This is a genomic window from Agromyces mariniharenae, assembly GCF_008122505.1.
Lineage (GTDB): Bacteria > Actinomycetota > Actinomycetes > Actinomycetales > Microbacteriaceae > Agromyces > Agromyces mariniharenae.
In genome coordinates this window covers 260,324-275,548 of sequence record NZ_VSSB01000001.1, presented here as the reverse complement: position 1 = coordinate 275,548, position 15,225 = coordinate 260,324, and the positions used below count along the sequence as shown (strand labels likewise).

Here is a 15,225-nt window from a genome sequence, read left to right as displayed (position 1 = left end):
AGGCTTCAGGAACCGATCCGGGTTCGCTCGCCGCGAGCGACCCGTCGACACTCCGTCCCGTGAGGTTTCCCCCGTGGCATCCACCGCAGCAGTTCCCGGCTGGCTCCGCGTGCCCGACGACCCCAACGCCCTGGCGCCCCAGGTGTGGCCCGGGCGCGCGCACCGCGACGCCGACGGCCGCCTCGTGATCGGCGGCGTCCCGGCCACCGATCTCGCCGCCCGGTTCGGCACGCCCCTCTACGTCGTCGACGAGGCCGACGCGCGGGCGCGCGCGGCGCGCATCCTGGCCGCGTTCGAGGCGGCCGCGGCATCCGTCGGCACGACCGTGACGGTCTATTACGCGGGCAAGGCGTTCCTCTCCGGCGCCATCGTGCGCTGGGTGACCGAGGCCGGCCTGTCGGTCGACGTGTGCACGGGTGGCGAGCTCGCCGTTGCGCTGGCGGCGGGCGCCGACCCCGCGCGCATCGGCTTCCACGGCAACAACAAGTCGGTCGCCGAGATCGAGCGCGCCGTCGGCGCCGGCGTGGGCGCGATCATCATCGACTCCGAGGTCGAGGTCGAGCGGGTGGCGGATGCCGCGGCGCGCGCCGGTCGCGTGCAGCGGGTGCGCCTGCGCGTGAACAGCGGCGTGCACGCCTCGACGCACGAGTTCCTCGCCACCGCGCACGAAGACCAGAAGTTCGGCGTCTCGCTCGATCGCGCGGTCGAGATCGGCACGCGCATCCGGTCGCACCCGTCGCTCGACCTGCTCGGGCTGCACTGCCACATCGGCTCGCAGATCTTCGACTCGGCGGGCTTCGCCGAGTCCGCCGAGCGCCTGCTCACCGCGCACGCCGAGCTCGCGCGCGTCGCGCCGCTGCCCGAGCTCAACCTCGGCGGCGGCTTCGGCATCGCCTACACCTCGGCCGACGACCCGACGCCCATCGAGGAGATCGCGCTCGGCATCGCCGAGGCCGTCGCGAGCGGATGCCGCGACCGCGGCGTGCCCGTGCCGAAGCTCGCGTTCGAGCCCGGTCGCTCGATCATCGGCCCGGCCGGCGTCACGCTCTACACCGTCGGCACGGTGAAGCCCGTGCCGCTCGACGGCGGCACCTGGCGTCACTACGTCTCGGTCGACGGCGGCATGAGCGACAACGCCCGCACCGCCCTCTACGGCGCCGACTACACGGTGCGCCTCGCGGGGCGCGTCTCCGACGAGCCGCCCGCGCTCGTGCGCGTCGCGGGCAAGCACTGCGAGTCGGGCGACATCGTCGTCGACGCCGACTACCTGCCGCACGACGTCGCACCGGGCGACCTGGTGGCGGTCGCCGCCACGGGCGCCTACTGCTGGTCGCTCGCGAACAACTACAACCACGTGCCCCGGCCGCCGGTCGTCGCCGTGCGCGACGGGGAGGCCCGGGTGATCGTGCACGGCGAGACCGAGGCCGACCTGCTCGCCCGCGACGCCGGGCTCGAGGCATCCGCCGGCCTGGAAGGGACCCCTGCATGATCGAGTACCGCTCCATCCGCGTCGGCCTCCTCGGCGCCGGATCCGTCGGCTCGCAGGTGGCCCGGCTCCTGCTCGAGCACTCCGACGAGCTCACGCAGCGCATCGGCGCGCGCCTCGAGCTCGTCGGCATCGCCGTGCGCGACCCCGACGCCCGCCGCGACGCCGACCTGCCGCGCGACCTGTTCACGACCGACGCCGAGTCGCTCATCCTGGGCTCCGACATCGTGATCGAGCTCATGGGCGGCCTCGAGCCGGCCCGCACGCTCGTGCTCGCCGCCATCGCCTCGGGGGCCGACGTCGTCACGGGCAACAAGGCGCTCCTCGCCACGCACGGCCCGGAGCTGTTCGCCGCGGCGCAGCAGGTGGGCGCGCAGCTCTCCTACGAAGCGGCCGTCGGCGGCGCCATCCCCATCATCCGGCCCTTGCGCGACAGCCTCGCCGGCGACCGCATCGACCGCATCCTCGGCATCGTCAACGGCACGACGAACTTCATCCTCGACCGCATGGACACGACGGGCGCGTCGCTCGAGGACGCCCTCGCCACGGCGACCGAGCTCGGCTACGCCGAGGCCGACCCGACCGCCGACATCGGCGGCTACGACGCCGCGCAGAAGGCGGCGATCCTCGCCAGCCTGGCGTTCCACACGAGCGTGCCCGTCGACGCGGTGCACCGCGAGGGCATCACGGGCGTCACCGCCGCGCAGGTCGAGTCGGCACAGCGCGCCGGCTTCGTCGTGAAGCTCCTCGCGATCTGCGAGCGGCTCGTCGACGACGAGACGGGCGAGGAGGGCGTCTCCGCCCGCGTCTACCCGGCGCTCGTGCCGCGCAGCCACCCCCTCGCCGCGGTGCACGGCGCGAACAACGCCGTCTTCGTCGAGGCCGCCGCGGCCGGCCCGCTCATGTTCTACGGCGCCGGCGCCGGCGGCGTGCAGACCGCGTCCGCCGTGCTCGGCGACCTCGTCGCCATCGCCCGCCGCCACGTCATCGGCGGCCCCGGCACGGCCGAGTCGACCCACGCGGAGCTGCCGGCGCTCGACATCGGGAAGATCACGACCCGCTACGCGATCACGCTCGAGGTGGCCGACGAGCCCGGCGTGCTCGAGCGCATCGCGCACGTCTTCGCCGAGCACGGCGTCTCGGTCGAGCAGCTCCAGCAGACCGTCAGCAGCGCGACGGAGCGGGCTACGCTGGTCATCGGGACGCATGAGGCGAAGGAGTCCGCGCTCGCCGAGACCGTCGCCGCCCTCGCACAGAGCCCCGTCGTCGCATCCGTCGCGTCCGTCCTCCGAGTCGAAGGAGCAGTGTGAACCAGCCCACCCCCAAGCCGTGGTCGCGCCAGTGGCGCGGCGTCATCCGCGAGTACGCCGACCGCCTCGACGTGACGGATGCCACGCCGGTCGTCACCCTCGGCGAGGGCGGCACGCCGCTGCTGCCGGCGCCGGCGCTCTCGCGTCGCACGGGCGCCGACGTCTGGGTGAAGTTCGAGGGCATGAACCCCACGGGCTCGTTCAAGGACCGCGGCATGACCATGGCCGTGACGAAGGCCGTCGAGCGCGGCGCGAAGGTCGTGATCTGCGCGTCGACCGGCAACACGTCGGCGTCGGCCGCCGCCTACGCCACGCACGCGGGCATCACGGCCGCGGTGCTCGTGCCCGAGGGCAAGATCGCCATGGGCAAGCTCAGCCAGGCCATCGCGCACGACGCCGAGCTCATCCAGGTGCAGGGCAACTTCGACGACTGCCTCGACATCGCCCGCGACCTCGCCGAGAACTACCCGGTGCACCTCGTCAACTCGGTGAACAACGACCGCATCGAGGGCCAGAAGACGGCCGCGTTCGAGGTCGTCGAGGTGCTCGGCGACGCGCCCGACTTCCACTTCATCCCGGTCGGCAACGCGGGCAACTACACCGCGTACACGCGCGGCTACCGCGAGGACATCACCGCGGGCAACGCCACGCGCCTGCCCCGCATGTTCGGCTTCCAGGCCGCGGGCTCCGCGCCCATCGTGCGCGGCGAGCCCGTGCGCGACCCCGACACGATCGCGAGCGCCATCCGCATCGGCAACCCCGCGTCGTGGGAGCTCGCCCTGCAGGCGCGCGACGAGTCCGACGGCTACTTCGGCGCGATCGAGGACGACAGGATCCTCGAGGCGCAGCGCATCCTCTCGGCCGAGGTCGGCATCTTCGTCGAGCCCGCGTCGGCGATCTCGGTCGCGGGCCTCCTCGAGCGCTCGGCCGCGGGCGTCGTCCCGCAGGGCGCGCGCGTGGTGCTCACCGTCACGGGGCACGGCCTGAAGGACCCGCAGTGGGCCCTCCGCACCGCCGACGGCTCCGACGTGCAGCCCACCGTCGTGCCGGTCGACACGGCGCAGGTCGCCCAGGTCCTCGGACTCACCTCATGACCAGCGCGACCGTCGCCCCCGACTCGGGCGTCGCGGCATCCGTCGTCGGCCGCACCGTGCACGTGAAGGTGCCCGCCACCTCGGCGAACCTCGGCCCAGGCTTCGACACGCTCGGCCTCGCGCTCGCGCGTTACGACGAGCTCGAGATCGAGGCGACGGATGCCGCGACCCACGACATCCAGGTGCACGGCGTGGGCGCCGGCGAGGTGCCGCTCGACGAGACGCACCTCGTGGTGCGCGCCATCGCGCACACGTTCGACCGCGCGGGCGTGCCGCTGCCCTCGCTGCGACTCGTCGCCCACAACGCGATCCCGCACGGGCGCGGCCTCGGCTCGTCGGGCGCCGCCATCGTGGCGGGGGTCATGGCGGCGAAGGGCCTCCTCTCGGGCATCGTCGAGTTCTCGCCCGACGACCTGCTCGAGCTCGCCACCGAGCTCGAGGGGCACCCCGACAACGTCGCCCCCGCGCTCTTCGGCGGGCTCACGATCGCGTGGACGACGCCCGACGGGCCCCGCCACAAGAAGCTCATCGTGCACCGGGGCGTCTCGCCGCTCGTGCTCGTGCCCGAGCACGAGATGTCGACCGCGCTCGCGCGCTCGCTGCAGCCCGAGTCGGTGCCGCACGAGGACGCGGTGTTCAACGTCTCGCGGTCGGCGCTGCTCGTCGCGGCGCTCATCCAGAGCCCCGAGCTGCTCCTGCAGGCGACGGAGGACAAGCTGCACCAGAACTACCGCGCCCAGGCCATGCCCGAGACCGACCGGCTCATCCGGGTGCTGCGCGCCGCGGGGCATCCGGCCGTCGTGTCGGGTGCGGGCCCGTCGATCCTGGTGCTCGCGAGCGACCCGAGCGAGCGGGCCGACGCGATCCGCCTCGTCGAGGAGTCGGCCGAGACGGCATGGCAGGCGCTGCCGCTCGCGGTGGACTTCCTCGGGGCGACGGTCGTCGACGTCGAGCGGTAGCGACGGCGCCCCGGGGCATCCCCGGCGGCCTCGCCGTCGCGACCGGCGCGTCGCGCGTCCGGCGGACGTCCGTCCTGGTGTTAGGATTGGACAGCACCCGGAAGGCGACGCATCGTCAGCGTTTCCCACCCCGCTCGTGCATTCCCCAGCAATCATTTGCATTTCGCCCTCGCGCATGTCTGCGCCCCCGCGCACGACACGGCTCGTGCCGGCGATCAGCTCTCCTGGGTCGGCACCTCTTGCGACCAGGGGAAAGGAACATACCCAGTGACCAACGGAACCGACCACGCCGACGTGAGCGTGGCGAACCGCACCCGCCTGAACGGCCTCAAGGTCGCCGAGCTCCAGGAGCTCGCCGCCTCGCTCGGCATCGCAGGTGCCTCGAAGCGCCGGAAGGGAGAGCTCGTGGAGTTGATCTCGGCCCACCAGGACGGCGCCGAGGCGCCCGCGCTGGTCGACCAGGCCCTCCTGACCGTCGAGCCGACGTCCGCTGCTCCCGCCGCCGAGGCGCCCGAGGCGCCCGCCGCCGACGCTCCGGCCGTCGAGGCGCCCGCTGCGCCCGAGGCGCCTGCTGAGGCTCCCACCGCCTCGGCTCCGGCTGAGGCTCCCGCCGCCGAGGCCGCTCCGGCCGAGTCGACGGATGCCGCGGCCGACGCGGCGCCCGCCACCGCGCCGCCCGCGCGCCAGGGCCGCCAGCCCCGCCGTGCGACGAGCGCCACCACGGCCGCCGCGCAGCACGTGAACGCCGGCGGAGCCGGCGTCCCGCTCGTCCCCACCGACGCCGAGGCCCGCGAGGCCGCCCGCGCCGCCGTGCGCGAGGAGCTCGCGGCCGCCACCGGCGAGGGCGCCCGCAACGGGCAGCCCGCCGAGGGCGAGGGCGAGCAGCCCGCAGAGCAGCCCCGCCAGGGCCGCGGCCGCAACCGCGGCCGCCGCGGCGGCGACCGCGCCGAGCGTGGCGGCGACGACCAGCAGAAGCCCGCCGAGGAGCGCCAGGGCCGCCAGGCCGCCCAGGGCGGCAAGGGCGACGAGCAGGGCGGTCGTCCCGCCCGCGAGCGCCAGGCCGAGGGCGACGGCAAGCAGCAGGGCGAGGGCCGCGGCCAGCAGCAGCAGGCGCGCGGCGACCAGCAGCAGGCCGAGGGCGAGGGCGGCCGTCGCAGCCGCTACCGCGACCGCAAGCGTCGCGGCCAGGGCACCGGCGACGACCTCGAGCCCGAGATCCTCGACGACGACGTGCTCATCCCGATCGCGGGCATCCTCGACGTGCTCGACAACTACGCCTTCGTGCGCACGACGGGCTACCTCCCGGGCCCGAGCGACGTCTACGTCTCGCTCGGCCAGGTGAAGAAGTACAACCTGCGCAAGGGCGACGCGGTCGTCGGCTCGATCAAGCAGCCGCGCGACGGCGAGTCGAACAGCCGCCAGAAGTACAACGCGCTCGTCAAGGTCGACTCGGTCAACGGCCAGACGCCCGAGGAGTCGGCTGCGCGCGTCGAGTTCCAGAAGCTCACGCCGCTGTACCCGGCGGAGCGGCTGCGCATGGAGACCGAGCCCGTCAAGCTCACGCAGCGCATCATCGACCTGATCGCACCGATCGGCAAGGGCCAGCGCGGCCTGATCGTCTCGCCGCCCAAGGCCGGCAAGACGATCGTGCTGCAGCAGATCGCCAACGCCATCGCGATCAACAACCCCGAGGTCCACCTCATGGTCGTGCTCGTCGACGAGCGCCCCGAAGAGGTCACCGACATGCAGCGCACGGTGAAGGGCGAGGTCATCGCCTCGACCTTCGACCGCCCGGCTGAAGACCACACGACGGTCGCCGAGCTCGCCATCGAGCGCGCCAAGCGCCTCGTCGAGCTGGGCCACGACGTGGTCGTGCTGCTCGACTCGATCACCCGCCTTGGCCGCGCGTACAACCTCGCGGCGCCGGCCTCGGGCCGCATCCTCTCGGGCGGCGTCGACGCTTCGGCGCTCTACCCGCCGAAGCGGTTCTTCGGCGCGGCGCGCAACATCGAGAACGGCGGCTCGCTCACCATCCTCGCCACGGCGCTCGTCGAGACCGGGTCGAAGATGGACGAGGTGATCTTCGAGGAGTTCAAGGGCACCGGCAACTCCGAGCTGCGCCTCTCGCGCCAGCTCGCCGACAAGCGGATCTTCCCGGCCGTCGACGTGAACGCGTCGTCGACGCGTCGCGAGGAGATGCTGCTCTCGCCCGACGAGGTCAAGATCACCTGGAAGCTGCGTCGCGCCCTCGCGGGCCTCGAGCAGCAGCAGGCCCTCGAGGCGGTGCTCGGCCGGCTCAAGGAGACCCAGTCGAACGTCGAGTTCCTCATGCTCATGCAGAAGTCGATGCCGGTGGCCAACGGCGCGGCGCACTCGCACGGGCACGAGACCGACCACCGCTGAGCCGATGTTCGAGTCCGTCCAGGCCCTGCTCGCCGAGCACGGCGAGCTCCAGCAGGAGCTCGCCGACCCGGCGCTGCACGCCGACGCCGCGCGCGCGAAGAAGGTGAACCGGCGCTACGCCGAGCTCAGCCGCATCGTCGCCGCGCACGACGCGTGGCAGCAGGCGGGCGACGACCTCGAGGCCGCCCGCGAGCTGGCCAAGGAGGACGACGCGTTCGCCGAGGAGATCCCCGACCTCGAGGAGGGGCTCGCGCAGTCGCAGGAGAGGCTGCGTCGGCTCCTCATCCCGCGCGACCCCGACGACGGCCGCGACATCATCATGGAGATCAAGGGCGGCGAGGGCGGCGCGGAGAGCGCCCTCTTCGCGGCCGACCTGCTGCGCATGTACATCCAGTACGCGCAGTCGAAGGGGTGGAAGACCGAGCTCCTCGAGCGGAACGAGTCCGACCTCGGCGGCTACAAGGACGTGCAGGTCGCGATCAAGTCGAACGCCTCCGACCCGTCGCAGGGCGTCTGGGCGCACCTCAAGTACGAGGGCGGCGTGCATCGCGTGCAGCGCGTGCCGGTGACCGAGACCCAGGGCCGCATCCACACGTCGACGACGGGCGTGCTCGTGTTCCCCGAGGTGGACGAGCCCGAGGAGGTCGACATCAACCAGAACGACCTCAAGATCGACGTCTACCGCTCGTCGGGACCCGGCGGCCAGTCGGTGAACACGACCGACTCCGCGGTGCGCATCACCCACCTACCCACGGGCATCGTGGTCTCGATGCAGAACGAGAAGTCCCAGCTGCAGAACCGCGAGGCGGCGATGCGCGTGCTGCGCGCGCGGCTCCTCGCGCGCCAGCAGGAGGAGCTCGCGGCCGCGGCATCCGATGCCCGCAAGTCGCAGATCCGCTCGATGGACCGCTCGGAGCGCATCCGCACGTACAACTTCCCCGAGAACCGCATCGCCGACCACCGCACGGGCTACAAGGCGTACAACCTCGACCAGGTGATGAACGGCGCGCTCGACCCGATCATCGACTCGGCGATCCAGGCCGACGAGGAGGCCCGCCTGGCCGACCTCGCCGCCGAGTGACCCGCCCCTGACCCGGCGAGCTTCGCCCGACCTTCTTCTGCGCCACTTCGACGCCCTCTGCGCCAGTACATGTGGCGCAGACGACCGCAAGTTGGCGCAGGGGCCACCTCGGTGACCGCTCCTCAACAGGTCGAGGAGGGCGCCGAGCGTCGAGATGACTCCGGATGCCGCATCAAGCCGCCCGCTGTGCGGCGATGCTGTCGACGTGGACCTCGACTCGCTGCCGCGTGCCGCCGGAGCGGTGATCCCCTCGGCGCTGGCGCGTGCAGCCGGGGTCTCGGCCACGCTCCTGACGGCGCGCGACGCGGGTCGGCTCGTCGCCGTTCGCCGCGGCGTGTACGTTCCCTCGGCGGGCCGTGACGAGCTCGCGTCAGTCGTGCGCCACCGCGAGATGGCGTTCGCCGTCGCGCACCAACGGCCCCGAGTCGTCTTCGCCGGCATCACCGCGGCCGTGCTGTCGGGGATGCCGATCGTCGGAGGCGCGCCGCACGACGTCGTGGTTCTCGCGACCGGGAGCTCCGGGCGACGACGCAACGGCGTGGTCGAGATCGTTCGGCGAACGGACGCGCCTACCCTCACCGACGACGGAATCGCCGTGACGCCGGTCGTCGACACCCTGATCGAGGTCGCTCGCAGCAGGCCGCAGCTCACGGCCCTCACGATGGCGGATGCCGCGCTCTGGGTTCCGCGGTTCGGCTCGGGGCATCCGGCGACGACGATCGAAGCACTTCGCGACGCATTCGAGGCCCGATTGCCGTTCCCGGGCAGTCGCAGGGTGGCCGCGGTGCTCGACCGCGCGTCGTCGCGTGCCGAGACGCCGCTCGAGACGCTCAGCCGACTCCGCATCGAGGAGCTCGGGTTCCCTGCACCCGAATTGCAGCTCCGCGTGGATCGGCCACACGGGCGAGGGCCGGCGTTCCTCGATTTCGCGTGGCCCGACCATGGAGTGTGGGGCGAGGCGGACGGAGGAGGGAAGTATCTCGGCAGCGGGGTGGTCGACCGTGTTCGGCGTTCGCCCGCCGAGATCGTCCGCGACGAGAAGGAGCGCGAGAACGACGTGCGATCGGTGACCGGATGGACGTGCGGCCGCTGGGACTGGGACGAGGCGTGGAACGGCGGCGCGCTCCGCCGTATCCTGCTCCAGGCAGGACTGCCGCTCGTGCGAGCGGCTCGACGCTGACTCACGGGCAGCGACGCGTCACTGCTGCGCCCGTTTGGCGTCCGTTGCGCCACTTCAACTGGCGCGGAGGGCGTGCAAGTGGCGCAGACCGCGTGGGCGGGCGGATGCCGCGCGACGCGCACAGCGTGGGCGGGCGGATGCCGCGCGACGCGCACAGCGTGGGCGGGCGGATGCCGCGCGACGCGCACGCACAGCGTGGGCGGGCGGATGCCGCGCGACGCGCACGCACAGCGTGGGCGGGCGGATGCCGCGCGACGCGCACAGCGTGGGCGGGCCGCACCGCCCGGCGCTGCCGGATCCTGGCGCTGCCAGCCGGCGCTAGATGTGCCAGTCGTGCACGCCGCGGGCGGCGTCGGCGGTCGCGTGCGAGAGTGGGCGGACGCTCGCCGGCACGCCCACGAGGAGCGAGTGCGGGGGAGCGGGCTTGGTCACCACGGCGTTCGCGCCGACCGCGCTCCAGGCGCCGATGACGATGTCGCCGAGGATCTTCGCGCCGGCGCCGACCGTGACGCCGTCCTGCAGCGTCGGGTGGCGCTTCGTGCCGGGCGGCGTGTGGCGCGGCGCCTTCCCGCCGAGCGTGACGCCGTGGTAGAGCATCACGTCGTCGCCCACGATCGACGTCTCGCCGATGACGACGCCCATGCCGTGGTCGATGAAGAAGCGCCGGCCGATCGTGGCGCCGGGGTGGATCTCGATGCCGGTCAGGAACCGCACGAGCTGCGACACGAGCCGCGCCGGCAGCCGCCAACCGGCGACCCAGAGCCGGTGCGCGAGCCGGTACGACCAGATGGCGTGCAGCCCCGAATACGCGAGGAAGACCTCGAGATCGCTCCGCGCAGCGGGATCGTGCGAGCGAGCGGTCGCGAGGTCTTCCCTGAACGTCCTGAGGATGGGCACCCGCTCAGTCAAGCAGACCTTCGTACAGGACCGTGGACAGGTACCGCTCGCCGTAGCTCGCGACGATGACCACGATGGTCTTCCCGGCGTTCTCGGGGCGCTTCGCGAGCTGCGTCGCGGCGTAGACCGTGGCGCCCGACGAGATGCCGCCGAGGATGCCCTCCTCGATGCCGAGGCGGCGCGCGGTCGCGACGGACTGGTCGATGTTCACGTCGATGATCTCGTCGTAGACCTGGCGGTCGAGGATCTCGGGCACGAAGTTGGCGCCGATGCCCTGGATCTTGTGCGGGCCGGGCTGGCCGCCGTTGAGGATGGGCGACTCGGCCGGCTCGACGCCGACGACCTGCACCTCGGGCTTGCGCTCCTTGAGCACCTGGCCGACGCCCGTGATGGTGCCGCCCGTGCCGATGCCCGACACGAAGATGTCGACGCCGCCGTCGGTGTCGTTCCAGACCTCCTCGGCGGTGGTGAGCCGGTGGATCTCGACGTTGGCCTGGTTCTCGAACTGCTTCGCGAGCACCGCCCCGGGCGTCTCGGCCGCGATCTGCTCGGCGCGCGCGACGGCGCCCTTCATGCCCTCGCCGCCCGGCGTCAGCACGAGCTCGGCGCCGTAGGCGCGCAGCAGCGCGCGGCGCTCCTTCGACATGGTCTCGGGCATCGCGATGATGACCCGGTAGCCGCGGGCGGCGCCGATCATGGCGAGCGCGATGCCGGTGTTGCCGCTCGTGCCCTCGACGATGGTGCCGCCGGGCTGGAGCGCGCCGGCCGCCTCGGCGGCGTCGACGATGCCGATGCCGAGGCGGTCCTTCACGCTCGCGCTCGGGTTGTAGAACTCGAGCTTGGCGAGCACGGTCGCCTCGGCGCCGTCGGTCACGCGGTTCAGCCGCACGAGGGGCGTGCGACCGAAGACCTCGGTGATGTTGTCGAAGACCTGGGCCATGGCTGCTTCCTCTCGGATGGCGTCGTCGTCGGCGACGACCGGGTTCGCTGGCGGGGGCGGATGCCGCGGCCCAGCCTACGGCGGCGCCTGCCGGCGGTCACGTGCGTTACATTCCATTTCGTGGATGAGCGCGCGGATCAGGCCGGAGGACGCGACCTGCGCGCGGTGCGCGACGAGACGGTCGGGCGCCTCGCCGCGGCCGGCGTGCCCGACCCCGAGGTCGACGCCGAGCTGCTCCTCGGCCATGTGCTCGGGCTCTCGCGGGGCGGCGTGCAGGCCCGGCTCGTCGTCGGCGGTGCGCTCGGCGAAGCGGATGCCGCGACGCTCGAGTCGCTCGTCCGCCGCCGCGAACACCGCGAGCCGCTGCAGCACCTGACGGGCCGCGCCGCGTTCCGCTCGCTCGAGCTCGCCGTGGGACCGGGGGTCTTCGTCCCCAGGCCCGAGACCGAGCAGGTCGCCCAGCTCGCCATCGACGCGCTGCGCGCGACGGCCGAACCCGAGCCGATCGCGATCGACCTCGGCTCGGGCAGCGGGGCGATCGCGCTCGCGATGGCGACCGAGGTGCCGCACGCCCGCGTGTGGGCGGTCGAGAACTCGCCCGCGGCGTTCCCGTGGACGCGTCGCAACGTCGAGGAGGTCGGTGCGCCCAACCTCGAGCTCGTGTTCGGCGACCTGGCGACCGCGCTCACCGAGCTGGACGGGCGAGCGGCGGTCGTCATCTCCAATCCGCCGTACGTGCCGGCCGGCGAGCTCCCGCGCGATCCCGAGGTGCGGCTGCACGATCCCGAGGCGGCCCTCTACGGCGGCCCCGACGGGCTCGATGTCGTGCGCGTGCTCTCGACCCGGGCCGCCGAGCTGCTGCATCCTGGCGGCCTGCTCGTCATCGAGCACGCCGAGACGCAGTCGGCGCCGATCGCGGCGATCCTCGCGGCCGACGGCTGGCGCGCCATCGCGCACCACCGCGACCTCACGTCGCGCGACCGCGCCACGACCGCCCTGCGCTGAGCGGATGCCCCGGGGCGCGCGACCGGGCCACGACCGCCGTACCCTAAGCCCGCGGCATCCGTCGCGTCAGCGCGCCTCGTGGCGCGTCCGCGCCTCGCGCACCGCCTGGCGCTCCACCTTGCGCGCGTCGCGCAGGCGCTTCTCGGCCTCGCGCACGGCCTTGCGCGACTCGCGCACGCGCTTGTCACCCGACACCGCGGCCGGCTCGTGGGGCACGGCCGGGGGAGCGGGCCGCGGACCCTGCTCGCGCTTCGCGACGTAGTCGGCGACGCCGTCGAGCACCCGCTCGAGCCCGAACGCGAACGGGTCCTCGCCCTCGGCGAAGACCCCGGCGTCGACCGCACGTCGCAGCGCGGGGAACTCCTCGGCCGTGACGAACGCGTCGAGCACGGCCGACCGCCCGTCGTCGATCGCCTGCGGGTCGATCCCCGCCGCCCCGGCGGCGACCTCGTAGGAGCGCTCGATGGTGCTCTGCCACCGCAGCTGGCCGGTCACGAGCAGGATGACCGCCACCCGCTCGTCCTCGTCGAGCGGCACGTCGGACAGGGAGCCGAGCATCGCGTCCATCCACGCGAGGTTGTTCGGCGTCACTGGCGTGCCCTGGATGGGGATGTCGAGCAGCCACGGATGGACCCGGTGCATCTCGAGCTGCGCCCGGCCGATGGCCCGCAGGCGCTCCCGCCAGTCCGTCGGGTCGACCTCGGGATCGGGCTCTGGGGGCAGGCCGGTGCCGCGCTCCTGCATGAGCACGAGCAGGTCGTCCTTCGCGGTGACGTACCGGTAGAGCGACATCGTCGTGTAGCCGAGCGACTGCGCGACCCGGCTCATGGACACCGCCGCGAGCCCCTCGGCGTCGGCGATCTCGACGGCCGCGTCGACGATCCGCTCGATGCTCATCTCGCGCTTCGGGCCGCGCTGGGGGTTGGCGGCGACGCCCCACGCGAGGGCGACGCCCCGCGGCAGCTCGGGCTCGACGGGTGTCTCGGGGGTCATCCGGCTCCAATCGGCGGGAGATGCTTGCGTCCAGTGTAGAACTGTGTATTACTTAAACAGTCGTGCATGGCATAAACAGTTTAACTCGTACACCGGAAAGGCGCAGTCCATGACCCTCGCGATCGACGCGCGCGGCATCGCCAAGCGATTCCGCTCCACCGAGGTCCTCCGCGACCTCGAGCTCGCGGTCGAGACCGGCAGCGTGTTCGCCCTCCTCGGGCCGAACGGCGCCGGCAAGACCACCACCATCAACATCCTCACGACGCTCGTGCGGCCCGATGCCGGCACGGCCCTCGTCGCCGGCGCCGACGTGCTCGCCGACCCCGACGGCGTGCGCGCGCGCATCAGCCTCACCGGGCAGTCGGCCGCCGTCGACGAGGTCCTCACCGGGCGCGAGAACGTCGTCATGCTCGCGCGGCTCTCGGGCCTCGGCGCCCGTGCGGCCCGGGCCCGCGCCGACGAGCTGCTCGACCGGTTCGACCTCGCCGAGGCATCCGCCCGACGCGTGGCCGCCTACTCGGGCGGGATGCGACGGCGACTCGACCTGGCGCTCAGCCTCGTCGTGCCGACCCCCGTGATCTTCCTCGACGAGCCGACCACGGGCCTCGACACGCGCAGCCGGCAGGAGCTCTGGCGCATCATCCGCGAGGTCGCCGACCAGGGAGCGACGGTCTTCCTCACCACGCAGTACCTCGAGGAGGCCGATCGGCTCGCCGACCGCGTCGCGGTGCTCGATCGCGGGCGGATCGCGGCCGAGGGCACGGCGAGCGCGCTCAAGGCGCAGGTCGGCGGCGAGGTCGTCGAGCTCCTCGGGCCCCACGACGAGGTGCTCGCCGAACTGCCCACCGACGGCACGGTGCACGGGCTCCGCGCCGCCGTCGACGAGCTCGACCGCCTCGCGGCATCCGCCGTCGAAGGAACCCGCGTCGCGATCCGCCGCCCGAGCCTCGACGACGTCTTCCTGGCCATCACGTCGCACCCGGCGGAGTCCGGGCGCGAGGCCGACCTCATCGGAACGAAGGGCTGACCATGACCACCCTCATCGACACCGCACCGTCGCGCGCCGGCTCGGCACCCGCGCTCGTGCGGTCCCGCCCCGCCGGGCTCACGGCCGAGGCCGTCTTCATCCGCCGGAGCATCACGCACTCGCTGCGCGACACCGAGGCGCTGCTCATGGCGGTGTTCCTGCCGACCATGCTCATGCTGCTCTTCACGTACGTGTTCGGCGGCGCGCTCGATCCATCGGGCGGCTACGTGAACTACGTCGTGCCCGGCATCATCCTGCTCTGCGCGGGGTTCGGGGCGAGCTCGACCGCGATGTACGTCGCACGCGACATGACGACGGGGATCATCGACCGCTTCCGCACCATGCCGTTGCGCGCAGGCGCCGTGCTCACCGGCCACGTGGTGGCGAGCGTGCTGCGCAACCTCTTCGCGACCGGCGTCGTCATCGGCGTCGCGCTGCTCGTCGGCTTCCGTCCGACGGCGACGCCGCTCGAGTGGGTCGCCGCGATCGCGCTCATCGCGCTGTACATCCTCGCGATCACGTACCTGTTCGCGGCGATCGGCCTCGCGGCGGGAAGCCCCGAGGCGGCGAACGCGTACGGCTTCATCCTGCTGTTCCTGCCGTACCTGTCGAGCGCGTTCGTGCCCGTCGAGACGCTGCCCGACTGGCTCGCGTGGTTCGCCGAGCACCAGCCGATCACGCCGATCATCGAGACGATCCGGAGCCTGCTCATGGGCACGCCCATGGGCGACTCCGCCTGGTGGGCCGTGGGCTGGTGCCTGCTGTTCATCGCGGTGGCCGCGGTGTGGGGCGCGTGGCTCTTCCGCCGCAAGGCGGGCCGCCGCTGACGCGAGCGCGAACGACGACGGAT

Annotated in this window: 13 protein-coding genes; 10 read left to right on the top strand and 3 right to left on the bottom strand. The window is 73.0% G+C overall.

Annotation, left to right across the window (positions count from 1 at the left end; translation table 11 throughout):
* The first annotated feature begins 73 nt into the window (after positions 1-73).
* From lysA to FYC51_RS01250, 7 genes are all read left to right on the top strand, one after another.
* Positions 74-1,489 carry a diaminopimelate decarboxylase gene (lysA, locus tag FYC51_RS01280; RefSeq protein ID WP_148731891.1) on the top strand — a complete coding sequence of 472 codons (1,416 nt, stop codon included), beginning with the start codon at positions 74-76 and terminating at the stop codon, positions 1,487-1,489.
* Positions 1,486-2,796 carry a homoserine dehydrogenase gene (locus FYC51_RS01275; protein WP_148731890.1) on the top strand — a complete coding sequence of 437 codons (1,311 nt, stop codon included), beginning with the start codon at positions 1,486-1,488 and terminating at the stop codon, positions 2,794-2,796. The genes lysA and FYC51_RS01275 overlap by 4 nt, the downstream gene beginning before the upstream one ends.
* The gene (thrC, locus tag FYC51_RS01270) at positions 2,793-3,890 is read left to right on the top strand and encodes a threonine synthase (protein WP_148731889.1); all 1,098 of its coding nucleotides are present in this window, start codon (positions 2,793-2,795) and stop codon (positions 3,888-3,890) included. Before FYC51_RS01275 ends, thrC begins: the two co-directional genes overlap by 4 nt.
* Positions 3,887-4,849, top strand: a complete 963-nt coding sequence (gene thrB, locus FYC51_RS01265) for a homoserine kinase (RefSeq protein WP_148731888.1) — start codon at positions 3,887-3,889, stop codon at positions 4,847-4,849. The genes thrC and thrB overlap by 4 nt, the downstream gene beginning before the upstream one ends.
* A 267-nt stretch (positions 4,850-5,116) precedes the next feature.
* Complete coding sequence (gene rho, locus FYC51_RS01260; RefSeq protein ID WP_148731887.1) at positions 5,117-7,252, top strand: transcription termination factor Rho; 2,136 nt, start codon at positions 5,117-5,119, stop codon at positions 7,250-7,252.
* Positions 7,253-7,256: 4 nt separating this feature from the next.
* Positions 7,257-8,333, top strand: coding sequence for a peptide chain release factor 1 (gene prfA, locus FYC51_RS01255; protein WP_148731886.1), 1,077 nt, complete (start codon positions 7,257-7,259; stop codon positions 8,331-8,333).
* A 205-nt stretch (positions 8,334-8,538) separates the two neighbouring features.
* A complete protein-coding gene (locus tag FYC51_RS01250; RefSeq protein WP_148731885.1) occupies positions 8,539-9,513 on the top strand; it encodes a hypothetical protein in 975 nt (324 codons plus the stop codon).
* Between the two features lie 318 nt (positions 9,514-9,831).
* Here the strand turns inward: FYC51_RS01250 and epsC are convergent, their stop codons facing one another.
* Both epsC and cysK read right to left on the bottom strand, forming a co-directional pair.
* A complete protein-coding gene (gene epsC, locus FYC51_RS01245) occupies positions 9,832-10,410 on the bottom strand; it encodes a serine O-acetyltransferase EpsC (protein WP_238476161.1) in 579 nt (192 codons plus the stop codon).
* A gap of 4 nt (positions 10,411-10,414) precedes the next feature.
* The gene (gene cysK / locus FYC51_RS01240; RefSeq protein ID WP_148731883.1) at positions 10,415-11,350 is read right to left on the bottom strand and encodes a cysteine synthase A; all 936 of its coding nucleotides are present in this window, start codon (positions 11,348-11,350) and stop codon (positions 10,415-10,417) included.
* A gap of 156 nt (positions 11,351-11,506) precedes the next feature.
* Between cysK and prmC the strand changes: the two genes are divergently transcribed.
* Complete coding sequence (gene prmC, locus FYC51_RS01235) at positions 11,507-12,355, top strand: peptide chain release factor N(5)-glutamine methyltransferase (RefSeq protein WP_238476332.1); 849 nt, start codon at positions 11,507-11,509, stop codon at positions 12,353-12,355.
* A gap of 66 nt (positions 12,356-12,421) precedes the next feature.
* Here the strand turns inward: prmC and FYC51_RS01230 are convergent, their stop codons facing one another.
* Positions 12,422-13,348, bottom strand: coding sequence for a TetR/AcrR family transcriptional regulator (locus tag FYC51_RS01230; RefSeq protein WP_148731881.1), 927 nt, complete (start codon positions 13,346-13,348; stop codon positions 12,422-12,424).
* 109 nt (positions 13,349-13,457) lie between these two features.
* On the opposite strand from FYC51_RS01230, the gene FYC51_RS01225 reads away from it, so the two are divergent.
* A complete protein-coding gene (locus FYC51_RS01225; RefSeq protein ID WP_148731880.1) occupies positions 13,458-14,375 on the top strand; it encodes an ATP-binding cassette domain-containing protein in 918 nt (305 codons plus the stop codon).
* A gap of 2 nt (positions 14,376-14,377) precedes the next feature.
* Positions 14,378-15,202, top strand: coding sequence for an ABC transporter permease (locus tag FYC51_RS01220; RefSeq protein ID WP_148731879.1), 825 nt, complete (start codon positions 14,378-14,380; stop codon positions 15,200-15,202).
* Positions 15,203-15,225 lie beyond the last annotated feature (23 nt).